Annotated in this window: 19 protein-coding genes and 1 riboswitch; of the genes, 10 read left to right on the top strand and 9 right to left on the bottom strand. The window is 53.6% G+C overall.

What is annotated here, in order from left to right:
* Positions 1–156: 156 nt before the first annotated feature.
* On the top strand, positions 157–1047 hold the full coding sequence (metF, locus tag ABVN36_RS18935; protein WP_000007508.1) for a methylenetetrahydrofolate reductase: 891 nt from the start codon (positions 157–159) through the stop codon (positions 1045–1047).
* A 164-nt stretch (positions 1048–1211) separates the two neighbouring features.
* The gene (gene katG, locus ABVN36_RS18940; RefSeq protein WP_000108105.1) at positions 1212–3392 is read left to right on the top strand and encodes a catalase/peroxidase HPI; all 2181 of its coding nucleotides are present in this window, start codon (positions 1212–1214) and stop codon (positions 3390–3392) included.
* Positions 3393–3449: 57 nt separating this feature from the next.
* Here the strand turns inward: katG and ABVN36_RS18945 are convergent, their stop codons facing one another.
* The 7 genes from ABVN36_RS18945 to argE all read right to left on the bottom strand — a co-directional run bounded on the left by ABVN36_RS18945 (position 3450) and on the right by argE (position 13476).
* On the bottom strand, positions 3450–4073 hold the full coding sequence (locus ABVN36_RS18945; protein ID WP_000666689.1) for a DUF1287 domain-containing protein: 624 nt from the start codon (positions 4071–4073) through the stop codon (positions 3450–3452).
* A 258-nt stretch (positions 4074–4331) separates the two neighbouring features.
* Positions 4332–5435 (bottom strand): glycerol dehydrogenase, encoded by a 1104-nt coding sequence (locus ABVN36_RS18950; RefSeq protein WP_000374031.1) that lies wholly within the window; start codon positions 5433–5435, stop codon positions 4332–4334.
* An 11-nt stretch (positions 5436–5446) separates the two neighbouring features.
* Positions 5447–6109, bottom strand: a complete 663-nt coding sequence (gene fsa / locus ABVN36_RS18955) for a fructose-6-phosphate aldolase (RefSeq protein ID WP_023138075.1) — start codon at positions 6107–6109, stop codon at positions 5447–5449.
* A 254-nt stretch (positions 6110–6363) separates the two neighbouring features.
* Positions 6364–7200: an AraC family transcriptional regulator gene (locus ABVN36_RS18960; protein WP_000274595.1), complete on the bottom strand. Its 837-nt coding sequence runs from the start codon at positions 7198–7200 to the stop codon at positions 6364–6366.
* Positions 7201–7360: 160 nt separating this feature from the next.
* Positions 7361–9094, bottom strand: coding sequence for a phosphoethanolamine transferase CptA (locus ABVN36_RS18965; RefSeq protein ID WP_001528929.1), 1734 nt, complete (start codon positions 9092–9094; stop codon positions 7361–7363).
* Positions 9095–9304: 210 nt separating this feature from the next.
* Positions 9305–11956 (bottom strand): phosphoenolpyruvate carboxylase, encoded by a 2652-nt coding sequence (gene ppc / locus ABVN36_RS18970; RefSeq protein WP_001005548.1) that lies wholly within the window; start codon positions 11954–11956, stop codon positions 9305–9307.
* Positions 11957–12324: 368 nt separating this feature from the next.
* Positions 12325–13476 carry an acetylornithine deacetylase gene (argE, locus tag ABVN36_RS18975; protein WP_000800208.1) on the bottom strand — a complete coding sequence of 384 codons (1152 nt, stop codon included), beginning with the start codon at positions 13474–13476 and terminating at the stop codon, positions 12325–12327.
* An 88-nt stretch (positions 13477–13564) separates the two neighbouring features.
* On the opposite strand from argE, the gene argC reads away from it, so the two are divergent.
* From argC to oxyR, 4 genes are all read left to right on the top strand, one after another.
* Complete coding sequence (gene argC / locus ABVN36_RS18980) at positions 13565–14569, top strand: N-acetyl-gamma-glutamyl-phosphate reductase (RefSeq protein WP_000935332.1); 1005 nt, start codon at positions 13565–13567, stop codon at positions 14567–14569.
* 7 nt (positions 14570–14576) lie between these two features.
* A complete protein-coding gene (gene argB, locus ABVN36_RS18985; RefSeq protein WP_089082247.1) occupies positions 14577–15353 on the top strand; it encodes an acetylglutamate kinase in 777 nt (258 codons plus the stop codon).
* Positions 15354–15470: 117 nt separating this feature from the next.
* Entirely contained in the window at positions 15471–16847 is a 1377-nt protein-coding gene (gene argH, locus ABVN36_RS18990; protein ID WP_001230052.1) for an argininosuccinate lyase, read from the top strand.
* Positions 16848–17130: 283 nt separating this feature from the next.
* Positions 17131–18048, top strand: a complete 918-nt coding sequence (gene oxyR, locus ABVN36_RS18995) for a DNA-binding transcriptional regulator OxyR (RefSeq protein WP_001025919.1) — start codon at positions 17131–17133, stop codon at positions 18046–18048.
* On the opposite strand, the gene sthA is transcribed toward oxyR, so the two are convergent.
* Positions 18031–19431, bottom strand: coding sequence for a Si-specific NAD(P)(+) transhydrogenase (gene sthA, locus ABVN36_RS19000; RefSeq protein ID WP_001120791.1), 1401 nt, complete (start codon positions 19429–19431; stop codon positions 18031–18033). The genes oxyR and sthA overlap by 18 nt on opposite strands.
* A gap of 198 nt (positions 19432–19629) precedes the next feature.
* Between sthA and fabR the strand changes: the two genes are divergently transcribed.
* Positions 19630–20265, top strand: coding sequence for an HTH-type transcriptional repressor FabR (gene fabR / locus ABVN36_RS19005; protein ID WP_000971958.1), 636 nt, complete (start codon positions 19630–19632; stop codon positions 20263–20265).
* 15 nt (positions 20266–20280) lie between these two features.
* On the top strand, positions 20281–20640 hold the full coding sequence (locus tag ABVN36_RS19010) for a YijD family membrane protein (RefSeq protein ID WP_000813838.1): 360 nt from the start codon (positions 20281–20283) through the stop codon (positions 20638–20640).
* Between the two features lie 46 nt (positions 20641–20686).
* Here the strand turns inward: ABVN36_RS19010 and trmA are convergent, their stop codons facing one another.
* The gene (gene trmA / locus ABVN36_RS19015; protein WP_000186980.1) at positions 20687–21787 is read right to left on the bottom strand and encodes a tRNA (uridine(54)-C5)-methyltransferase TrmA; all 1101 of its coding nucleotides are present in this window, start codon (positions 21785–21787) and stop codon (positions 20687–20689) included.
* A gap of 114 nt (positions 21788–21901) precedes the next feature.
* Positions 21902–22095: riboswitch (cobalamin riboswitch) on the top strand.
* 65 nt (positions 22096–22160) lie between these two features.
* Here trmA and btuB point away from each other — a divergent pair.
* Entirely contained in the window at positions 22161–24017 is a 1857-nt protein-coding gene (gene btuB / locus ABVN36_RS19020; protein WP_000591415.1) for a TonB-dependent vitamin B12 receptor BtuB, read from the top strand.
* Positions 23962–24813 (top strand): glutamate racemase, encoded by an 852-nt coding sequence (gene murI / locus ABVN36_RS19025; RefSeq protein WP_000201804.1) that lies wholly within the window; start codon positions 23962–23964, stop codon positions 24811–24813. The genes btuB and murI overlap by 56 nt, the downstream gene beginning before the upstream one ends.
* Positions 24814–25241: the final 428 nt, after the last annotated feature.

A 25241-nucleotide genomic window follows, 5' to 3' on the forward strand; every position in this document is an offset into this window, starting at 1 on the left:
ATGAAGAAAATTCAACTTTGCTGAATATTCCTCATTCTTTAGCGTGATTTTTCAGTTGACGTCCTTCTGCTTTTCCGTCATTTTTACATCTGGACGTCTAAACGGATAGATGTTTACAACACAACAAATAATAACATGCGATTGATGAGGTAAGGTATGAGCTTTTTTCACGCCAACCAGCGGGAAGCCCTGAATCAGAGCCTGGCGGAAGTACAGGGTCAGATTAACGTTTCGTTTGAATTTTTCCCGCCGCGCACCAGTGAAATGGAGCAAACCCTGTGGAACTCCATCGATCGCCTGAGCAGTCTGAAACCGAAGTTTGTTTCGGTAACGTATGGCGCCAACTCCGGGGAACGCGACCGCACTCATAGCGTTATTAAAGGCATTAAAGAGCGTACTGGGCTTGAGGCCGCGCCGCACCTTACCTGTATTGACGCCACGCGCGATGAACTGCGCACCATCGCCCGCGACTACTGGAATAACGGTATCCGCCACATTGTCGCTTTGCGCGGCGATTTGCCGCCGGGCAGCGGTAAGCCGGAGATGTACGCCGCCGATCTGGTTGGTTTGCTCAAAGAGGTGGCCGATTTCGATATTTCAGTAGCAGCCTATCCGGAGGTACATCCGGAAGCGAAAAGCGCGCAGGCCGATCTGCTTAATCTGAAGCGTAAAGTGGATGCTGGCGCTAACCGCGCGATAACCCAATTTTTCTTCGATGTGGAAAGCTACCTGCGTTTTCGCGACCGCTGTGTTTCCGCCGGTATCGACGTAGAAATTATTCCCGGCATTTTACCGGTGTCTAACTTTAAACAGGCGAAAAAATTTGCCGATATGACCAATGTCCGCATTCCGTCCTGGATGTCACTGATGTTTGAGGGGCTGGATAATGACGCAGAAACCCGCAAGCTGGTGGGCGCTAACATTGCGATGGACATGGTGAAAATTTTAAGCCGTGAAGGAGTGAAGGATTTCCACTTCTACACGTTGAATCGTGCGGAAATGAGTTATGCCATTTGCCACACACTGGGCGTAAGACCGGGTTTATAACCTCCAGCTCCCTGCCGGGAGCTTTATTACACCTCATATTGATCTACATCTCTGTAACTAAAAATATAAAAGGTATTAGCTATCGAATCTGTGGATTAATTCAACTATATCTATTTGCTCCTGGTGTATATCGTAACGGTAACACTTTAAAAGGGAGCTGAGATATGAGCACGACCGACGATACCCATAACACGTTATCCACTGGAAAATGTCCTTTCCATCAGGGGGGGCATGACCGAAGCGCAGGCGCAGGGACAGCCAGCCGCGACTGGTGGCCGAACCAGCTTCGCGTGGATCTTTTGAATCAACATTCCAACCGTTCTAACCCGCTGGGTGAAGACTTTGACTACCGCAAAGAGTTTAGCAAGTTAGACTACTCCGCCCTGAAAGGGGATCTCAAGGCGCTGCTGACCGATTCACAACCGTGGTGGCCCGCCGACTGGGGCAGCTATGTCGGTTTGTTTATTCGTATGGCCTGGCATGGCGCTGGCACCTACCGTTCTATTGATGGTCGTGGCGGCGCGGGTCGTGGTCAACAGCGTTTTGCGCCGCTTAACTCCTGGCCGGATAACGTCAGCCTGGATAAGGCGCGTCGTTTGTTGTGGCCGATTAAGCAGAAATATGGCCAGAAAATTTCCTGGGCCGACCTGTTTATTCTGGCGGGTAACGTGGCGCTGGAAAACTCCGGCTTCCGTACCTTCGGTTTCGGCGCCGGGCGTGAAGATGTCTGGGAACCGGATCTGGATGTGAACTGGGGCGATGAAAAAGCCTGGTTGACTCACCGACACCCTGAAGCGCTGGCAAAAGCGCCGCTGGGCGCGACCGAGATGGGCCTTATCTACGTTAACCCGGAAGGGCCGGATCACAGCGGCGAACCACTTTCTGCCGCCGCCGCTATTCGCGCTACCTTTGGCAATATGGGGATGAACGACGAAGAGACCGTGGCGTTGATCGCTGGCGGGCATACCCTCGGTAAAACCCACGGCGCGGCAGCGGCATCCCATGTAGGGGCCGATCCGGAAGCCGCGCCGATTGAAGCGCAGGGCTTAGGTTGGGCCAGCAGCTATGGTAGCGGCGTTGGCGCGGATGCTATCACCTCCGGGCTGGAAGTGGTCTGGACGCAGACGCCGACCCAGTGGAGCAACTATTTCTTCGAGAACCTGTTCAAATATGAGTGGGTACAAACCCGTAGTCCGGCTGGCGCTATCCAGTTTGAAGCGGTAGACGCGCCGGATATCATCCCGGACCCGTTCGATCCGTCGAAAAAACGTAAGCCAACCATGCTGGTCACCGACCTGACGCTGCGTTTTGATCCGGAGTTCGAGAAGATTTCCCGTCGTTTCCTTAACGATCCGCAGGCCTTTAATGAAGCCTTTGCTCGTGCCTGGTTCAAACTGACGCACAGAGATATGGGACCAAAAGCGCGTTACATCGGACCGGAAGTGCCGAAAGAAGATCTGATCTGGCAGGACCCGTTGCCGCAACCGCTCTACCAGCCAACGCAGGAAGACATTATCAACCTGAAAGCGGCGATCGCTGCATCCGGGCTTTCTATTAGCGAGATGGTTTCGGTTGCCTGGGCATCCGCGTCTACTTTCCGCGGTGGCGATAAGCGTGGCGGCGCTAACGGCGCGCGTCTGGCATTAGCGCCTCAGCGCGACTGGGATGTCAACGCCGTTGCGGCTCGCGTTCTGCCGGTATTAGAAGAGATCCAGAAAACGACGAATAAAGCCTCGCTGGCCGATATTATTGTGCTGGCGGGCGTGGTCGGTATCGAGCAGGCGGCCGCTGCTGCGGGTGTCAGCATCAGCGTACCTTTTGCGCCGGGCCGGGTGGATGCGCGTCAGGATCAGACCGACATCGAGATGTTCTCGCTGCTTGAACCGATTGCCGATGGATTCCGTAACTATCGTGCGCGTCTGGATGTGTCGACGACCGAATCGCTGTTGATTGATAAAGCGCAGCAGTTAACGTTGACCGCGCCGGAAATGACGGTACTGGTTGGCGGGATGCGTGTGCTGGGAACCAACTTTGACGGCAGCCAGAACGGTGTCTTTACCGACAGACCGGGCGTGCTCAGCACAGACTTCTTCGCTAATCTGCTGGATATGCGTTACGAGTGGAAACCGACCGACGAATCTAATGAGCTGTTCGAAGGCCGGGATCGTCTGACTGGCGAGGTGAAATACACGGCGACCCGCGCCGATCTGGTGTTTGGTTCCAACTCCGTACTGCGCGCGCTGGCGGAAGTTTACGCGTGTAGCGATGCGCACGAGAAGTTTGTGAAGGACTTCGTCGCGGCATGGGTGAAAGTGATGAACCTGGACCGTTTCGATCTGCAATAATCTGATAGGTTAATTCGTCAGCGGCTGCTATTCGGTAGTCGCTGACGTTTTCCGCGTTTAATGCGAAAAATAACGAAAATGCCCCGTTACTTTCCAGTTAAATAATACATCTTCCTCCTGTGCTCCCGCGCCTATGTTATGCACAACCAGCGGCACCCCTTCAGGCGTGACGTTCAGGGACACCACGCCAATATGCGCAAGGCCGTTATCCAGTCGCCAGGAGACAATATCTCCCGGTTGATAATCGCTATATTTATCTGTCACCGGCAACGCTTTGTTTTGACGCTGGAACCAGGTTTCCAGATTCGGAACGCGGCGATGGTCGATATTGCTGTCCGGGCGTTTCAGCTTCCAGTTATTCGGGTAGGCAGAGAAATGCGCCTGCATGTCTTCATGTACCCGTTTCTGTAAATCAACCTGCTGACTGCGTAGCGCGCGGATGACGACATCTGCACATACTCCACGCTCCAGCGGAAGATCGCCATTCGGATAATCCAGACGAACATAGGCAGCATCATAAAATAGCGTCTTACCTATTTGCGTCCCGGCACTTTGGGCGATTGCAGCATTAGTTTGCGCCTGAACGGTTATTGGTCTGGTATCAGAGCGTGGCGAATGATGAGAGATATGGCTAATAAAAAAAGCAGCAAGAATACCGATAAGCGCCTGTGCGAATTTCATCTTCTTCGTCCGTGAAGTGTGTCAGTACGTCATTTGACTTTCCGCGGAGAGAATGGTGCGTGATAAAAAAGTCTATTTCAGGACAAAATGGACTGATTCCAGGCTATGGAATACCTGATGATAGCGCTTCGCTTACCCGGCCTGGATGATTGGATAACAAGGCCAGATAAGGCGCCTGTGTCGATATTCGGCAACTGAATTCTGTTGGGTCAGCAAGCTGAAATACTCCTGACTATCGTCAGGAGTATTGCTCAGACCTTATTCCCATTCCTGCAAAAAGCGTTGACCGTACTGGTCGGCGACCAGCAGCGCGGCGTACACTTCATCCGGCGTTGCGCCGCCAGGCATGTTATGAATAGTTTCACCTTCTGCGCAGGAGGCTTCCGCGACGGTGCGCATTTTTGCCGGAATATCCTGTTTAATATCCAGTTGCGCCAGCGTAATCGGCAGGCCAACGGAATGGCACAGCGCCGCAACGGTTTCGATTTCTTCGACCGGCGCGTTTTCCAGCACCAGTTGCGTCAGCGTACCGAAAGCGACCTTCTCACCGTGATAATAGTGGTGCGCATCCGGAATCGCCGTTAAACCGTTATGAATCGCGTGCGCTGCGGCCAGACCGCCGCTTTCAAAACCGACCCCGCTCAGGTAGGTGTTGGCTTCGATGACGCGTTCCAGCGCTGGCGTGACGACGTGCTGTTCGGCGGCCAACATGGCTTTTTCGCCTTCTTCGATCAGCGTGTTATAGCATAGCTCCGCCAGCGCCAGCGCGGCCTGTGTACACTTGCCGCCCGCCATTGTGGTGGCGCCGCTGCGTGAGCAGGCGCGCGCTTCAAACCAGGTCGCCAGCGCATCGCCGATACCGGCTGCCAGCAGACGCGCCGGCGCGCCCGCCACTATCTGCGTATCGACAATGACCATATTCGGGTTATGCGGCAGCAGCAGATAACGGTCAAACTCACCGGCATCGGTATAAATAACCGAGAGTGCGCTGCACGGTGCGTCGGTAGAGGCGATGGTCGGCGCGATAGCGACCGGGACGTTCATAAAATGCGCCAGCGCTTTGGCGGTATCCAGCGTTTTACCGCCGCCGATACCCAGTACGGCGCCACACTGACTTTTCTCGGCGACGGCGCGCAGCCTGTCGATCTCATTTTGCGAACATTCGCCGCCAAACGGGGCGATTTCTACTGACAAACCGGCATCCGTCAGGCTTTTGCGCAGCGTCTCTTCGGCAAATCCCAGCACGAATTTATCGCCCACAACCAGCCAGTTGTTCGCCATTGGTTTTAAATAATCGCCAAGACGCGCGATGACGTTTGCACCCTGAATATACTTACCTGGTGACTGAATAATGCGATCCATACATTTCTCTCCTACAGGTTCAGATTACCAAAAGCGTTTTTCCAGTCTTGCTCAAACTTCTCTATTGCTGACTCTACCGCAGGCGTATTGAGCATTTGTTGCGCTACATCTAAAGGAAGGGTAATCGCCTGGCAACCTGCCAGTAAGCAATCCAGCGCCTGCCGCGGCGTTTTAAAGCTGGCCGCCAGCACCATGCTGTCGGGAGCGTGATGTTCCAGTAGCGTTTGCAGCTCCTGAACCATACGAATGCCATCGCCGCCCTGCGCATCAACGCGGTTGACGTAGGGAGCGACATATTTTGCGCCCGCCAGCGCCGCCAGCAGGCCCTGCGACGCGCTGTAGACGGCGGTGCCCAGCGTCACGATGCCTTCTTTTTTCAGCAATTTAATCGCTGCAAGACCTTCGGTGGTCACCGGAATTTTCACCACAATGCCGGGGATGGCGTTATTCAGTCGTTTGGCTTCTTCCACCATCCCTTTCGCGTCGCGGCTCATGGTCTGCGCAAATAAAGTGCCTTCTTCGCCGATGGCGTTTTGCAGCCTGGGCAGCACATCCCAGATAGATTCTTTGCTGGCTGCCACAATGCTTGGATTGGTGGTGACGCCGGCAATCGGGAAAATGCGCGCCAGACGTTCAACTTCCGCCACGTTAGCGGTATCCAGATAGAGTTCCATAGTCTTTCTCTTCGTGAGTTTTCGTTATGGACAGGATAAAGGAGCGTGCCCCGGATGCGCTATGTGACAAATCTGCCAAAAACTGGACAAATGTGATGCCCTTGGTAAAGTGTGATTTACTTCACAAGTTGGTGATGATTAACGTATAACGTGCTGTTGTATGCCATGTGGGGGAGTGAGGTTTTTGTATTGATATTACAATAATCCAGTAAATGCGCGTTTTATCTACTGTATTCTCTTTATTGGCGTGTGGATTATTTCTCCGTTAGCTGGCTGTGATACTGGCGGCGATACTCCGACGGCGAGCGTTCCGTATTTTTGCGAAACAGGCGGCAGAAATAGTTACTGTCGACAAAGCCGCAGCGGTGCGCCACCTCTTTCACTTTCAGGTCATAACCCTTCAGCAACGTTTTGGCGTGTTCCAGTCGCGTATGGTTCAGGTATTCGTTAAAGCCGATGGCTCCCGTTTTCTGGAACAGGTGCGAGAGGTAATTTGGCGAGATATAAAACGCCTGTGCTACCGATTCACGCGTCAACGGCGCGGCGTAGCGTTCATCAATATACTCCCGAATGGCTTCAAAAAGCGCGCGGCTGCGGGAGGCGGTCTGGATTTGGCTGCCGAGCAGATCGCGGCAATGGCTTAGTAGGCTGGCGACAATCAATCTGGCCGTTTGCTGCTCTTGCGGCTGCATCTGCATCTCATTAAGCGTTTGTAACAGGAAAGAGCCGATACGCGGGCCACGGCGCGCAACGTGTTGTTTCGTGAGGTTTTGATGCTGCTGACCATCCCAGTGGACTACGCTGAAACCTAACTGCTGTTTGCCAAACAGAATGCTCAGAGTGGTGACGGGCGTTTGCCACTGCGGGATGTTCCAGCCGCCAGCCGGAACGTAGAGAACATCGCAAGGAATGAGCGGGGCGGTAATGCTCATGTCAGTAAGCTCGCCCTCCAGCACAATCTCCAGCCGCGGAAAATCCACCTGGTACGCCAGTTCCGGCGCTGGGCCGCTGGCGCTGGCAAAATAAATCTGGCGCAGCGGCAGCGGGCCGTTGATGAGACGGGAGAGAAGGTGGCTGACGTCGTGATACATGATAATCCCCTGCCGATCGCAAACAGAGGAAACAGTAACGTCGAAAACCGATGTCCTCAAGCGATTATTGCCGGATGGCGGCGCTTTGCGCCTTATCCGGACTACGGGAGAGAAGAACGCCAGGCCCGATAAGCGTTAGCGTTATCGGGCAACATACAGGCTATTGATTACCGACCTGATCGCCATACGGCAACGTATCATAATCAATCAGCGCGTTTTTCTTATACGGGTTGCCAATCCAGCGCGTGGTCTCTTTGAACTGCGGGTTGGTGATGGAACGCGTCGGGTCGTAGCCATCATAGGTCAGGCCCGCTAAGTCCGACCAGGTATGGATAAGCTCGGAACTACTGTACTTACGATCGACATCCTGTGAGAAGTCGCGCGGATGCGCTGCCTGCCATTTCTCTGAGGTCCACAGCAGGAACGGCACCGTATACATATGACGGGTTGGTGAATCTTCGTTTCGTCCCTGCGTCTTATGCGGCGGCGTGTCATACACTTCTTCACCATGATCGGAGAAGTAGAGCAGGAAACCGTTCGGATCGGTCGCTTTATAGTCCTTAATCAGGCTGGCGACAACATAGTCGTTATACAGGTTCGCGTTGTCGTAATCGTTATACGATTCCAGTTCGTCGCTGCTTAATCCCGGCGGAACATGGTCGGTTTTACCATCAAACTTGCCCTGGTTTTCTGGATAGCGGAACTTGTATTTAATGTGCGTTCCCAGCAGATGCACAATAATGAATTTTTTCGGCGCCGGGTCGGCTAACACCGCTTTAAACGGCGCCAGCACGTTGCTGTCATATTCGCGTGCGCTTTGAGTGCGCTGCTGGTTCATATAGAACTGCTTATCAGTCTGCTTAGAGAACACGGTCAGCATGGTATTACGCGCCGTCATCGTCTGCTGGTTAGTGATCCAGAAGGTTTTATACCCGGCCTGTTTCATCATATTCATCAGCGATGGCTTCGTCAGATACCAGTCCGGGTTCTTTTCGTCCGCGAACGTTAGCGCCTGTTGCAGAATCTCAATGGTGTACGGTCGCGAAGTTACCACGTTATTAAACACGGTCAGCCCGGGGTCGGTTTTATGCAGCGCGTCCAGTTCCGGCGTGGTTTCGCGCGGATAACCGTACAGACTCATACGGCCACGCTGGGTCGATTCGCCAATCACCAGTACCAGCGTGCGCGGCGCATCGCCGGAGTGGTCTTTGAAGTTAGCCAGCGGCGGCAGGGCATCGTTTTCATTCAGCAGTTTATTCAGCGAGGCGAGCTGTAAACGGTACTGATAGTAGCCAGTAATAAATTGCCACGGCGCGGCGGGTTCCATTCGTGACGCCAGGCTATCCAGCGTTTTCTCCATCGACTTATGCTTGATAAAGGTATTCATCGCGATGGGATGGAGGATCAGCCCGTACAGCAGGGCAAACGACACCAGATAACGCCAGGGGGATGGAATATAAACCGGGCGCAGACGTGTCCACAGCAAAATCGCCGCCACCGTATAAGCCAGGGCGACAAGAACAATTTTCAGACTGAAATATTGGCTTAAATATTCGCTGGCTTCATTGGCGTTGGTTTCAAACATCACAAACAGCACGCTTTGCGAGAACTCCTGCCCGTAGATTACGTAATAGCTCAGCGCCGCCAGCGAGGCGGCCCAGAGTACGACGCCAATAACGGCAGCAATAACCCGGATGCGGCCTGGAAACAGAAAGACCGGGATCAGCCACAGTGAGCTGTACAGTAGCGAATCCCGCAGACCGTTTGTCCCACTGTATCCGGTGAGATAAATAATGGCCTGCAGGAGGGTGGAAAAGAACCAAAAGTAGAGCAGTGCCCAGCCCAGGGCTTTCCAGCTAAACGCGGGTTTAGTCTGGAGTAATGTGGATTGCATAATGAGAGCCTGTCTTTAATCGTAGCGCCAAACGTAACGCCTGAACCTTAAAAGAATCTGAAGCAAACCTGCTTTATGCCGCACGTTTTGCTAAGAAAGATTTATAAATGCATAAAATGCAGACAGGAATATATTGAAAAAATGACGAGGATGACAGCAGTATTTCATGCCGCCCCCACATAACTGCGTGAGGGCGGCTTTCTTTTGGCGTTAGCCGGTGTTGCGCATACCGGCGGCGACGCCCGCAATCGTGACCATCAACGCCTGTTCGACGCGAGGATCGGGCGATTTGCCCTGCTCTTCAGTCAGACGGGAACGATACAGCAACTCGGCCTGCAACACGTTTAATGGATCGGTATAAACGTTTCTTAACTGAATGGACTCCGCAATCCACGGTAAGTCGGCCATCAGGTGCGAATCGTTGGCAATCGCCAGCACCACTTTAATGTCTTCTTCCAGCAGGTCTCGTAGCTCTTTGCCCAGCGGCCATAGCGTTTTCGCCACCAGACGCTGATCGTAATAGTCGGCCAGCCACAGGTCGGCTTTCGAGAATACCATTTCCAGCATCCCAAGACGCGTGGAGAAGAACGGCCAGTCGCGGCACATGGCTTCCAGTTCGCTTTGTTTACCGTCTTCCACCACTTTTTGCAGCGCAGTACCCGCGCCCAGCCAGGCTGGCAGCATCAGGCGGTTTTGCGTCCAGGCGAAGATCCACGGAATCGCGCGCAGCGATTCGACGCCGCCAGTTGGACGACGTTTCGCCGGACGTGAGCCGAGCGGCAATTTGCCCAGCTCTTGTTCCGGCGTCGCGGAGCGGAAGTACGGTACAAAGTCTTTATTTTCGCGCACGTAGCCGCGGTAGGTTTCACAGGAGATGACGGAAAGCTCATCCATAATATGACGCCAGCTGTCTTTCGGTTCCGGCGGCGGCAGCAGGTTTGCTTCCAGAATTGCGCTGGTGTAGAGCGACAGGCTGCTGACGGTGACTTCCGGCAGGCCGTATTTGAAGCGGATCATCTCGCCCTGCTCGGTCACGCGCAGACCGCCTTTCAGACTGCCTGGCGGTTGCGAAAGCAGCGCCGCGTGGGCTGGCGCGCCGCCACGGCCAATAGAGCCGCCGCGGCCGTGGAAGAGGGTGAGCTCGATGCCAGCTTTTTCACAAGTTTTGATCAGGGCGTCCTGCGCCTGATACTGCGCCCATGACGCGGCCATAACGCCGGCGTCTTTCGCCGAGTCGGAGTAGCCGATCATGACCATCTGCTTACCCTGAATCAGCCCGCGATACCAGTCGATATTCAACAACTGGGTCATCACGTCGTCGGCGTTGTTCAGGTCGTCGAGGGTTTCAAACAGCGGCGCGACCGGCATGGCAAAGCCGATACCAGCCTCTTTCAGCAGCAGATGCACAGCCAGCACATCAGACGGCGTTTTCGCCATTGAAATTACGTAGGCGGCGATCGATCCTTTTGGCGCTTCGGCAATAACCTTGCAGGTTTCAAGCACTTCGCGGGTATCGTTGCTCGGCTCCCAGTTACGCGGCAGCAGCGGACGTTTGGAGTTCAGCTCGCGGATCAGGAAGGCCTGCTTGTCGGCTTCCGACCAGCTTTCGTAGTCGCCAATACCGAGGTAGCGGGTAATTTCGCCCAGCGCTTCGGTATGGCGGGTGCTCTCCTGACGGATATCAATACGCACCAGCGGTACGCCGAAACACTTCACGCGGCGGAGCGTGTCGAGTAACTCGCCGTTGGCGATAATGCCCATGCCGCAGGCCTGTAACGACTGGTAGCAGGCGTACAGAGGTTCCCAGAGCTGCTCGTTTTGCGTCAGCAGGCCAGCCGGTTTGGGCAGCTTCTCGCCTTTCAGACGCGCTTCCAGCCAGGACTGGGTCGCCATCAGACGGGCGCGCAATTTTTTCATCAGATAGCGATACGGCTCAGACGCGCCTTCTTCGCCCACTAACGCCAGCAGCTCCGGCGTGGCGTCGACCATCGACAGTTCTGATACCAGAACATGAATGTCTTTCAGGAACAGATCGGTGGCTTTCCAGCGGCTTAACAAGAGTACGTGGCGGGTGATATCCGCCGTCACGTTCGGGTTGCCGTCACGGTCGCCGCCCATCCAGGAGGTAAAACGTACCGGCACAAAATCCACCGGCAATTTGTAGCCGAGATTTTCTTCCAGCTGTTCGTTCAGTTCACGCAGATAGTTAGGTACGCCCTGCCACAGGCTGTTCTCAACCACGGCGAAGCCCCATTTGGCTTCATCCACCGGGCTTGGACGCTGCTTGCGGATCTCATCCGTATGCCAGGATTGGGCAATCAACTGGCGCAGGCGACGCATTACCTGGTGGCGTTCGTAGTCGGCGATATCGGTATTATCAAGCTGTTTCAGACAGTTGTTGATTTCACCCATCTTGTGAATAAGCGTACGGCGGGTAATTTCTGTCGGATGGGCGGTTAACACCAACTCCAGAGACAGCGACTCTACCGCTTTTTTGATGGTTGCGTCGTTGAGGTCCGGTTGGTTTTTCAGTTTACGCAGAGTACGGGCAATCACTTCCGGGTTGCTGGCGGCTTCGCCTTTTGGCGAAATGCTGTGGTATTGCTCGGCAGTATTGGCCAGGTTCAGGAACTGACTAAACGCGCGCGCAACTGGCAGCAGCTCGTCATTAGACAAATTTTGTAGCGTGGTGAGCAGCTCCTGGCGATTAGCTTCATTGCCGGCGCGTGAAGATTTGGATAGCTTACGGATTGTTTCTACGCGATCAAGAATGTGTTCTCCCAGCGCATCCTTGATGGTTTCTCCCAGCACCTTGCCGAGCATACTGACATTACTACGCAACGCGGAATATTGTTCGTTCATATGACCCCAGACACCCCATCTTTAATGTAATTGCCCTGTCTCTTTCATGCCACAGCGGCAGTGGCTGCGCTCGCCCGTATGCCAGTTCTGCGGAATGGGCTCGTTTGCCGCCTTGCTGTGACGTGAAATTTTTCGGACTTTGCTTTTTAGCCGTCTTTTATAAAGCCACGTAAAACCCGTGGCGTCAATTACTGCGAAATCGGTTCAGCAAACGAAAAAATGGCGGTAATTTATTAAAGTTAATTCGCATCGTGCCAAATAAGAAATGCTTATGAACATGTGGCGTAGAGATGCCGGATGGCGCTGCGCTTATCCGGCCTACAAGACGGGGTAGGCCCGGTAAACATCGCGTCACCGGGCAATATGCATTAATGCCAGCAAAAATGGTGTACTACCTGGGTAATCAATTCCCGGGTTGGCTTAATAAAACGCGTTTCGAGATATTCATCCGGCTGATGCGCCTGATTAATTGAGCCCGGACCAAGCACCAGCGTTGGGCATAATGTCTGCATAAACGGCGCTTCAGTACAGTAGTTCACCACGTCGGTTTTCGTACCCAACAGTTTTTCTACTACTTCAACCAGTTGGTGGTCCGGTGGACACTCGTAACCTGGAATCGGCGGATGTAATTCCGCCACCGTCAGGCGGCCCGGCCAGCGTTCGCTTACCGGGGCCAGCGCGTCGTTAAGCAGTCCATTAAGGTCGTTTAACGTCATGCCCGGCAGTGGACGAATATCCATATGCAATTCGCAGCAGGCGCAGATACGGTTTGAGGCATCGCCGCCGTGGATATGGCCCAGATTCAGCGTTGGATACGGAACGGTAAACGCCTCGTAGTGATACCGCGCTTTCAGCGAGTCACGCAGTTGCATGATGTGGCCAATCGCATCGTGCATCAGTTCAATGGCGTTAACCCCACGCGCCGGGTCGCTGGAATGACCGGACTGCCCCAGGACGCGAACGACATTAGAGATATGCCCTTTGTGCGCGCGTATCGGTTGCAACGACGTCGGTTCGCCAATGATCGCGCAGTCCGGACGTAATGCCGTGGTTTCGGAAAAATAACGCGCCCCCGCCATGCTGGTCTCTTCATCGGCGGTCGCCAGAATGTAGAGCGGCTTTTTCAACTTTGTGACGTCAACGTCACGTAGCGCGTCCAGAATAAAAGCGAAGAAGCCTTTCATATCCGCAGTGCCCAGGCCATAGAGCTTATTGTCGTGCTCGGTCAGCGTGAACGGGTCGCGCGTCCAGCGTCCGTCATCAAAGGGAACCGTGTCGGTATGGCCGGTCAGCAGCAAACCGCCCGCGCCATGTCCGGTGCTGGCGAGCATATTAAATTTGTTTCGCGTTCCTGGAACCGGTTGAACCTCTACGTTGAAACCAAGATCGCTGAACCAGCCTGCAAGCAAAGTGATTAAAGACGCATTACTTTGATCCAGGGATTCTTCGGTTGCGCTTATCGACGGTGTGGCAATCAGAGCGCGGTAAATCTCGATAAATGGCGGTAAAACGTTTTTCATTGTTGACACACCTCAGGTCATGATAGTATCAATATTCATGCATTAATTATGAATAAAAATACATTAACGTTGAGCATAAAGGAACCCGATGTTGAATACGCTGATTGTAGGCGCTAGCGGTTATGCGGGCGCAGAGCTTGTAAGCTACGTAAATCGCCACCCACATATGACCATAACCGCTTTGACCGTCTCAGCGCAAAGCAATGATGCAGGAAAGTTAATTTCTGATTTACATCCGCAGTTAAAAGGGATTGTCGACCTGCCATTGCAACCGATGTCGGATGTACGTGACTTTAGCGCAGATGTTGATGTGGTGTTCCTGGCGACAGCGCATGAAGTGAGCCACGATCTGGCGCCGCAGTTTTTACAGGCCGGATGCGTCGTATTCGATCTTTCCGGCGCGTTTCGGGTAAACGATCGCGCCTTCTATGAAAAGTACTACGGATTTACTCATCAGTATCCTGAGCTGCTGGAGCAGGCGGTGTACGGTCTGGCGGAGTGGAATGCCGATAAACTGAACACGGCGAATCTGATTGCGGTTCCTGGTTGCTATCCAACCGCAGCGCAGTTGTCGCTAAAACCGCTGATTGACGGCGGGCTTCTGGATCTGACGCAGTGGCCGGTAATTAATGCCACCAGCGGAGTGAGCGGCGCGGGGCGCAAAGCGGCAATATCGAACAGTTTCTGTGAAGTGAGTTTGCAACCGTATGGCGTGTTTACGCATCGTCATCAGCCGGAAATCGCCGCCCATCTGGGCGCGGAGGTCATCTTCACCCCGCATCTGGGGAATTTCCCGCGCGGGATTCTGGAAACCATTACCTGCCGCCTGAAAGCGGGAGTAACCCATGCGCAGGTCGCCGACGTGTTGCAAAAAGCCTATGGCGACAAACCGCTGGTGCGCCTGTATGACAAAGGCGTTCCGGCGTTAAAGAACGTCGTCGGGCTGCCGTTCTGCGATATTGGTTTTGCCGTCCAGGGCGAACATCTGATTGTGGTGGCAACCGAAGACAACTTGTTGAAAGGCGCAGCGGCGCAGGCGGTGCAGTGCGCTAATATTCGTTTTGGCTTCGCTGAAACGCAGTCTCTTATTTAAGGGTGAAATGATGAATCCATTAATTATAAAGCTGGGTGGCGTATTACTGGATAGCGAAGAGGCTCTGGAACGTCTTTTTACCGCGCTGGTCAACTATCGTGAGTCCCATCAGCGTCCGCTGGTGATTGTTCACGGCGGCGGCTGCGTGGTGGATGAGCTGATGAAAGGGCTGAATTTGCCAGTGAAAAAGAAAGACGGCCTGCGCGTGACGCCTGCCGATCAGATTGGCATCATTACCGGCGCGCTGGCGGGAACCGCTAACAAAACTCTGCTGGCCTGGGCGAAGAAACACCATATCGCCTCTGTTGGTCTGTTTCTGGGCGATGGCGACAGCGTAAACGTGACCCAACTCGATGAAGCGTTAGGCCACGTCGGGCTGGCGCAGCCGGGGTCGCCGAAGCTGATTAACATGCTGCTGGAAAACGGCTTTCTGCCGGTGGTCAGCTCCATTGGCGTAACAGAGGACGGCCAGCTGATGAATGTCAACGCCGATCAGGCGGCAACCGCGCTGGCGGCGACGCTGGGGGCCGATCTGATCCTGCTTTCTGACGTGAGCGGTATTCTGGACGGCAAAGGCCAGCGTATCGCCGAAATGACGGCGTCCAAAGCCGAGCAGCTTATCGACCAGGGCATTATTACCGACGGGATGATTGTGAAAGTGAATGCGGCTCTCGATGCTGCGCGGGCGCTGGGTCGCCCGGTGGATATCGCTTCCTGGCGTCATGCGGAGCAACTGCCGGCGCTGTTTAACGGCACGCCGATTGGCACGCGTATTCTGGCTTAACTATTTGTTCGCCCGATGGCGGCTGCGCCTTATCGGGCCTACGTGAACAGAAATTATAGGCCGGATAAGCGTAGCGCCATCCGGCAGTGAAATTCGAAGAATTTAAGGAAGTCTATTATGGCACTTTGGGGTGGGCGTTTTACACAGGCGGCAGACCAGCGGTTTAAACAATTCAATGATTCGTTGCGCTTCGATTACCGTCTGGCGGAGCAGGATATTGTCGGTTCTGTGGCCTGGTCCAAAGCATTGGTCACGGTAGGCGTACTGACTGCCGATGAGCAACGACAGTTGGAAGAAGCGCTGAACGTGCTGCTGGAAGAGGTTCGCGCGAATCCGCAGCAAATCCTGCAAAGCGATGCGGAAGATATCCATAGCTGGGTGGAAGGTAAGCTCATCGACAAAGTGGGTCAGTTGGGTAAAAAGCTGCACACCGGGCGCAGCCGTAACGATCAGGTGGCGACGGACCTGAAACTGTGGTGCAAAGAGACGGTGAGGGAACTGCTTACCGCTAACCGCCAGCTACAGAGCGCGCTGGTGGAAACCGCGCAGGCGAACCAGGACGCGGTAATGCCGGGATATACCCATCTGCAACGCGCGCAGCCAGTGACTTTCGCCCACTGGTGTCTCGCGTATGTCGAAATGCTGGCGCGCGATGAAAGCCGCCTGCAGGACACGCTTAAACGTCTGGACGTGAGTCCGCTAGGTTGCGGCGCGTTGGCGGGAACGGCCTATGAAATTGACCGTGAACAATTGGCAGGCTGGCTGGGCTTTACGTCTGCGACCCGCAACAGCCTGGACAGCGTGTCCGATCGTGACCACGTACTGGAACTGCTTTCTGATGCGGCTATCGGCATGGTGCATCTGTCACGCTTCGCGGAAGATCTGATTTTCTTTAATTCTGGTGAAGCGGGTTTTGTAGAGCTTTCTGATCGCGTGACTTCCGGTTCATCGTTAATGCCGCAGAAGAAAAACCCGGACGCGCTGGAGCTGATTCGCGGTAAGTGCGGTCGCGTACAAGGGGCGCTAACCGGCATGATGATGACTTTAAAAGGTCTGCCGCTGGCGTATAACAAAGATATGCAGGAAGACAAAGAAGGGCTGTTCGATGCGCTCGATACCTGGCTTGACTGCCTGCATATGGCGGCGTTGGTGCTGGACGGTATTCAGGTGAAACGCCCACGTTGTCAGGACGCGGCGCAACAGGGGTATGCCAACGCCACGGAGCTGGCGGATTACCTGGTCGCGAAAGGCGTGCCGTTCCGCGAAGCGCACCATATTGTCGGCGAAGCGGTGGTAGAAGCTATTCGCCAGGGTAAGCCGCTGGAAGCGTTGCCGCTGGCCGATTTACAGAAATTCAGCCGCGTGATTGGCGACGATGTGTATCCGATATTGTCTTTGCAGTCGTGTCTGGATAAACGGGCGGCAAAAGGCGGCGTTTCTCCGCAGCAGGTGGCGCAGGCCATCGACGATGCGAAGGCGCGCCTCGCGTTGTAGGCCTTATAAGCGTAACGCTATCAGGTAATACTGCCCGGCCGAGCATCAGCGACGCCGGGCTTTTTTACGCAAAAAAAAGCGGACCAGAGGTCCGCAAAAGTTCACGTTGGCTTTAGTTATTTCGGGTTCGAGAGATACCCTCTGAACGGGCGGTGTCTTCAAGGGTTAAACGAGAAACCGCTCCGTTCTGTGATGTATTATTAATCAGAAAGGTTGATAGGGATAATCGTTCGTTGCTATGCTACCTATCGCCATGAACTATCGTGGCGACGGAGGATGAATAATGAATATTCGAGATCTTGAATATCTGGTGGCGTTAGCCGAACATCGCCATTTCCGGCGAGCGGCGGACTCCTGTCACGTCAGCCAGCCAACCCTTAGTGGGCAAATACGTAAGCTGGAAGATGAGCTGGGCGTTATGCTGCTGGAGCGTACGAGCCGTAAGGTGCTGTTTACCCAGGCGGGCTTACTGCTGGTGGATCAGGCGCGTACCGTACTGCGTGAGGTCAAGGTGCTCAAGGAGATGGCAAGCCAACAAGGCGAGACGATGTCCGGCCCGCTGCATATTGGTTTAATCCCAACAATTGGTCCCTATTTGCTGCCGCTTATCATTCCAATGTTGCACCAGACTTTCCCGAAGCTGGAAATGTATCTGCATGAGGCGCAAACGCACCAGCTGTTAGCGCAACTCGATAGCGGCAAGCTTGACTGCGCTATTCTGGCGCTGGTGAAAGAGAGCGAGGCGTTTATCGAAGTGCCGCTGTTTGATGAGCCCATGATGCTGGCTATTTATGAGGATCATCCGTGGGCGAATCGCGATCGCGTGCCGATGTCCGATCTGGCGGGCGAGAAATTGCTGATGCTGGAAGATGGCCACTGTCTGCGCGATCAGGCGATGGGGTTCTGTTTTGAAGCGGGAGCGGATGAAGATACCCATTTCCGGGCGACCAGTCTGGAAACGCTGCGCAACATGGTGGCGGCGGGCAGTGGTATTACACTACTTCCCGCGCTGGCCGTACCGCAGGAGCGTAAGCGCGACGGCGTGGTTTATCTGCCATGCATTAAGCCGGAGCCGCGTCGTACCGTGGGGCTGGTTTATCGCCCGGGATCGCCGCTGCGTAGCCGTTATGAGCAACTGGCTGAGGCCATCCGTGGCGCAATGGATGGCCATTTCGACAAGGCGTTAAAACAGGCGGTTTAAGCCGTTCAACGCCGCAACCCGATAAGCTTCCGCCATGGTTGGGTAGTTAAAGGTGGTGTTAACGAAGTATTCGATGGTGTTACCGCCACCTTTCTGCTCCATGATCGCCTGGCCGATATGAATAATTTCGGCGGCGCGTTCGCCAAAGCAGTGAATCCCCAGAATTTCTTTGGTTTCGCGGTGGAAGAGAATTTTTAGCGTGCCGACGTTCATGCCGACGATTTGCGCTCGCGCCAGATGCTTAAATTGCGCGCGGCCCACTTCGTAAGGCACTTTCATTGCCGTTAACTGCTGCTCGGTTTTGCCGACAGAACTGATTTCCGGAATGGTATAAATCCCAGTGGGGATATCTTCGATGAGATGCGCGGTCGCTTCGCCTTTCACCAGCGCCTGCGCTGCAATACGCCCCTGATCGTAGGCGGCGGAGGCCAGACTGGGATAGCCAATCACGTCGCCCACCGCATAGACGTGCGGCAGGGCGGTCTGGTACATACTGTTGACTTTGAGCTGTCCACGGCTGTCTGTTTCCAGACCAATATTCTCCAGCGCCAGCGAATCGGTGTTACCGGTACGGCCATTAGCATAAAGCAGGCAGTCAGCCTTCAGTTTTTTGCCGGATTTCAGGTGCATGATGACGCCATCATCGCAGCCTTCGATTTTCTCATACTCTTCATTGTGGCGAATAACCACGCCGCTATTCCAGAAATGGTAAGAGAGAGAGTCGGACATCTCCTGATCGAGAAAGGCCAGCAGGCGATCGCGGGTGTTGATCAGATCCACTTTCACATCCATACCGCGGAAGATGGACGCATATTCGCAGCCGATAACGCCAGCGCCGTAAATAATAACGTGGCGCGGTTCATGGTGGAGACTCAGGATTGAGTCGCTGTCATAAATGCGCGGATGCGAGAAATCCACATCACTGGGATGGTAAGGACGCGAACCACAGGCAATAACAAATTTTTCTGCCGTCAGGGTTTCAACCGTGCCGTCATGGCATTCCAGCGCCAGGGTATGTTCGTCAATAAAATGGGCGTTGCCCTGCAATATTTCACAGTGGTTACGCTCATAAAACCCCTGACGCATACGCGTTTGTTGATTAATCACGTTATCGGCATGATTAAGGATGTCGGCGAAAGAAGAACGAAGGAGACGGGAGTGGTCGCTATAGAGCGGGTTTTGATTAAATTCAATAATGCGGCTGACGGCGTGGCGAAGGGCTTTGGATGGGATGGTGCCCCAGTGGGTACATCCGCCGCCAACGTTATGATAACGCTCAATCACCGCGACGCGTGCTCCTTGCTTAACCAGACCCATTGCAGCGCCTTCACCGCCGGGGCCTGACCCTATGACGACTGCATCATAATCCCAGGAATGTGGCATGGTATTACTCACCTGTCTTTATACATAAAATAAACACAATGATAACATTTGCCCAGCTTTAACCCAATTATCGTTGTGCTTTTTTGCGAAGCCGGAGCACAAACTGTCTGTAAACAATCATTCACAATCCAGTGTGAACCCGTTACTTTTATTCTCTGGTATAGTGCCGAATAAGGCATATGGAAGGATTCAGACATTGTGATGGGTGTTAGAGCGCAACAAAAAGAAAAAACCCGGCGTTCGCTGGTGGAAGCCGCATTCAGCCAACTGAGCGCTGAGCGGAGTTTCGCCAGCCTGAGTTTGCGTGAGGTGGCGCGTGAAGCGGGCATTGCGCCAACGTCGTTTTACCGTCATTTTCGCGATGTCGATGAACTCGGTCTGACGATGGTGGATGAAAGCGGTCTGATGCTGCGTCAGTTGATGCGTCAGGCGCGGCAGCGCATCGCGAAAGGCGGCAGCGTCATTCGCACGTCGGTCTCCACATTTATGGAGTTTATCGGCAACAATCCCAACGCCTTCCGTCTGTTGTTGCGCGAACGTTCCGGCACTTCAGCGGCGTTTCGTGCCGCCGTCGCGCGGGAGATTCAGCATTTTATTGCGGAACTTGCCGACTATCTGGAACTCGAAAACCATATGCCGCGCGCGTTTACTGAAGCCCAGGCCGAAGCGATGGTAACTATTGTCTTTAGCGCGGGCGCAGAGGCGTTGGACATCGGCGCTGAACAGCGTCGGCAATTAGAAGAGCGGCTGGTATTGCAACTGCGCATGATTGCGAAAGGGGCGTATTACTGGTATCGCCGTGAGCAAGAGAAAATAGCACATCATTCCGAATAACGTGAAGGACGAGTAATGAAACAGTCAGGTCAAGATAAAGGTACGCTGTTGCTGGCGCTCATCGCTGGCTTATCGATTAACGGCACATTCGCGGCGCTGTTTAGCGCTATTGTGCCGTTCTCCGTATTCCCGGTTATCTCGCTGGTGCTGACGGTATATTGCCTGCATCAGCGCTACCAAAATCGTACTATGCCGGTAGGTTTGCCGGGGTTGGCCGCCGCCTGTTTCATTCTTGGCGTTTTACTGTATAGCACCGTGGTGCGTGCAGAATATCCGGATATTGGCTCTAATTTCTTCCCGGCGGTGCTGTCGGTGATTCTGGTATTCTGGATTGGCTTTAAGCTGCGTAACCGCAAGCAGGACACCGCGGAATAGTGTGCGAATGCCGGATGGCGGTATAACCGGCCATCCGACGTACATTTTACCTTGCGGTGAGTAATACTCCGCATTCCATATGATGCGTATACGGGAACTGATCGAATAGCGCCAGGCGAGACACCGTGTGCGTCTGGCTTAACGTTTCCAGGTTTTTGCACAACGTTTCCGGATTGCAGGAAATGTACAGAATACGTGGATAAGCCTGCACCATTTTTTCCGTTTCGCTGTCCAGACCGCTGCGCGGCGGATCGACAAAAATGGTTTCGCACTGATAGCCCTTCAGGTCGATCCCTTGCAGGCGGTTAAACTCACGAACGCCATTCATCGCCTGGGTAAACTCTTCCGCCGCCATGCGAATAATTTGCACATTATCAATATGATTAGCGGCAATATTGTACTGTGCGGCAGCGACGGACGGTTTGGCGATTTCGGTTGCCAGCACGCGGTTAAAATTGCGCGCCAGCGCTAAAGAAAAATTGCCGTTGCCGCAATACAACTCAAGCAGATCGCCTTTTGAGTCTTTCGTCACCTCCAGCGCCCACTCTAACATCTGAATATTCATGGCGGCGTTTGGCTGCGTAAAGCTGTTTTCGACCTGGCGGTAGATCATCTCTTTACCTGCCACAGGCAGACGCTCATCAATATAATCCTGATCCAATTCGATTTTAGTTTTAGTGGCCCGGCCAATCAGGTGTACGTTCAGACCTTGCGCGCGTAAAGCATCGCGTAACGCAGTGGCGGCTTCACGCCACTCTTCGTCCAGCTTCTTATGGTACAGCAACGACACTACCGCCTGGTTGCTCAAGGTCGTGAGATAATCGATCTGGAACAGCTTATGCCGCAGTGCATGATTATCGCGCACGCCGGCAATCATCGCCTTCATTAAGGTATTAATCAGTTGGCTGGCCGCCGGGAAGGTGTCAACGCGAATCCGGCTTTTGGTCTGCTGATCAAACATAATGTGGTACAGGTCATCGCCGTCATGCCACAGGCGAAATTCCGCACGCATACGATAGTGACTGACCGGCGAGCGAAATACTTCCGGAACCAGGCCAGAAAACGGCGCCATCATACTCTGCAAGCGCGCCACTTTTTCGGCCAGCTGCGCCTCATACTGTTCTGTCGGAAGATGTTCGGGGGTCATATCGCATCCTGAATAATAAAAGTACGCGGGGATTGTAGGGATTGCTCAGTGGATGTCCAGCTATTGATGATTTCTGATTTGTGATGCGCGGTCTGGACAGGGTGTTGTGACAGACGGTAGCATCCGTGGGCCGGTCCTGTGAGTTAATAGGGAATCCAGTGAAAATCTGGAGCTGACGCGCAGCGGTAAGGAAAGGTGAGATGAGAGCGTAAGCAGACACTGCCTCCGGCGGGAAGTCATCATTTCTGCTATCCAGCCAACGGATAACCCTCCAAGCCCGAAGACCTGCCGGCTAACGTCGCATCTGGTTTTTCATCATCGCGTACTATCGATGAAGCCTGCGGCATCCTTCTTATATTGTGGATGCTTTACAATGATTAAAAAAGCTACGCTGCTGACGGCGTTCTCCGTCACGGCCTTTTCCGCTTGGGCGCAGGACACTAGCCCGGATACCCTGGTTGTTACCGCCAACCGTTTTCAGCAGCCTGTAAACTCTGTTTTGGCGCCAACCGATGTCGTCACCCGCGAGGATATTCAGCGCTGGCAGTCAAAAGATCTTAATGACGTAATGCGCCGTCTTCCTGGTGTGGATATTTCACAGAGTGGCGGAATGGGGAAGAGTTCCTCGCTGTATGTTCGTGGCACCGAATCGCGGCATGTCCTGGTACTGATTGATGGTGTGCCGATGGCGCGGGCGGGCATTAGTAACGCGATTGATATTGGTCAGCTTCCGGTGTCGTTAGTGCAGCGCATTGAATACATTCGCGGACCGCGTTCAGCGGTGTACGGTTCTGGCGCGATTGGCGGCGTCGTCAATATTATTACGATGAGCAATGACGAGAAATCACAGATCAACGCCGGTATGGGATCGGATGGCTACCAGACCTATGATGGGATTATGAATAAACGGTTTGGCGATACGATTGTAACTGCTGCCGGGGCGTATGAGACGACCAGGGGTTTTAACATTCAGCCTGACTCTCCCTATAACGGGGACAGTGACCGGGACGGCTACCGCAATAAGTTGTTCTGGGGAGGCGTACAGCATAAGTTTAACGATAACGTCTCCGGTTTCTTTCGCGGCTATGGTTATACGGCGAATAGCGATTACGATCAGGGTTCATATGGTTATGTTGGCGGCAATGATGAGGCCCAGAATTACACCCAATCTTGGGATGCTGGCCTGCAATACAGTTCTGGCATCTATTCTTCTCAGCTGATCGCCAATTATCAACATATTAAAGATTACAACTACAGTAACGATCTTGGTCGGTATGCGGGGGATGCCTCGCTGGATAACATGGAGCAGCGTTATATTCAATGGGGTAATAGTGTTGAAGTTGGGCACGGAGCGGTTAGCGGTGGGGCTGACTGGAAACAGGAAAAACTGACCTCCAGTAGTACAACGAAGGCCGATACTTACAAACGTGATACCACCGGGCTCTATCTGACCGGACAGCAACAAATCGATAGTGTCACGTTGGAAGCTTCTGGCCGTGAAGATCATGATGAGCAGTTCGGCTGGCATGGGACATGGCAGACCGCAACGGGCTGGGAGTTTGTTGATGGTTATCGGGCAACTCTCTCCTATGGTACGGGGTTCCTGGCACCGTCCCTTGGGCAGCAATATGGCGCGACGCGTTTTGCATCTTCTTATGGGCCTGGTATTGCCGCTAACCCAAACCTAAAGCCGGAAGAATCCAGGCAGTGGGAGGCCGGCATTGATGGGCTGACCGGACCGCTGGATTGGCGCCTTTCTGCATATCATTATAAGGTTCAAAACCTGATCGATTATAAAGATAATCAATACGTTAATCTGAAGTCGGCCACCATTAAAGGTCTGGAGTGGACCGGAAATATCACCACTGGCCCGGTAGATCACCACCTGACGCTGCAATACGTCGATCCGCGTGATGATGAAACCAATAAGGTTCTCTATCGCCGTGCTAAGCAGCAGGTAAAGTATGAGCTGACCGGACAGATTTTTGAACTCGGCTGGAATGTGATGTATCAGTACCTCGGCGAACGTTACGATAAAGACTACGACAATAATAGAGATGTAAAAATGGGCGGCTTGAGCTTGTGGGATATTGGAGTTTCATATCCGGTCACCTCACATCTGACAGTTCGTGGTAAAATAGCCAACCTGTTCGACAAAGATTACGAGACAGTTTATGGCTACCAAACTGCAGGACGAGAATACACCTTGTCTGGCAGCTACACCTTCTGAACCACGTCCCACCGTGCTGGTATTTGATTCCGGCGTCGGTGGATTGTCGGTCTATGATGAGATTCGGCGGCTCCTGCCGGATCTCCACTATATATATGCTTTCGATAACGTGGCTTTCCCCTACGGGGAAAAGAGTGAAACGTTTATCGTCGAGCGCGTTGTCGAGATTGTGACTGCGGTACAGCAGCGCTATCCCCTTTCACTGGCGGTGATTGCCTGCAATACCGCCAGTACGGTCTCACTTCCCGCATTACGTGAAAAGTTTGCCTTCCCGGTGGTGGGCGTTGTGCCTGCGATTAAACCAGCGGCGCGGCTGACCGCCAATGGCGTCGTCGGGCTACTGGCGACGAGAGCCACGGTCAAACGTCCTTATACTCACGAGCTGATTGCGCGCTTCGCTAATGAATGTCAGATAGCCATGTTGGGGTCGGCAGAACTGGTGGAACTGGCGGAAGCTAAACTACATGGCGACTCGGTATCGCTGGAAGAGCTGCGCCGCATATTACGCCCATGGCTACGAATGCCGGAGCCGCCTGACACGGTCGTTCTGGGGTGTACGCATTTCCCTCTATTACGGGATGAGCTTTTGCAAGTCCTGCCCGAAGGGACGCGGTTAGTGGATTCCGGCGCGGCGATAGCGCGTCGTACAGCCTGGCTGTTGGAACATGAAGCGCCGGATGCGAAATCAACCGATGCCAATATTGCTTATTGCATGGCAATGACGCCAGGAGCTGAACAATTATTACCCGTTTTACAGCGTTATGGCTTTGAAACGCTCGAAAAACTGGCGGTTTAATGGCATTTTGGGTAAATACCAGGCACTTGAGAAATTATTTTAAATTTCCTCTTGTCAGGCAGAAATAACTCCCTATAATGCGCCACCACTGACACGGAACAACGGCACACAGGCCGCCGGGTCAGCGGGGTTCAGACCAGAACCTCACGGAGAAAAGCGAAAATAAACGCTTGACTCTGAAGCGGGAAAGCGTAATATGCACACCCCGCGCCGCTGAGAAAAAGCGAAGCGGCACTGCTCTTTAACAATTTATCAGACAATCTGTGTGGGCACTCGAAGATACGGATTCTTAACGTCCTCGGACGAAAAATGAATACCAAGTCTCAAGAGTGAACACGTAATTCATTACGAAGTTTAATTCTTTGAGCATCAAACTTTTAAATTGAAGAGTTTGATCATGGCTCAGATTGAACGCTGGCGGCAGGCCT

The sequence above is a fragment of the Salmonella sp. SJTUF15581 genome, from assembly GCF_043356775.1.
GTDB classification, from domain to species: Bacteria; Pseudomonadota; Gammaproteobacteria; order Enterobacterales; family Enterobacteriaceae; genus Salmonella; species Salmonella enterica.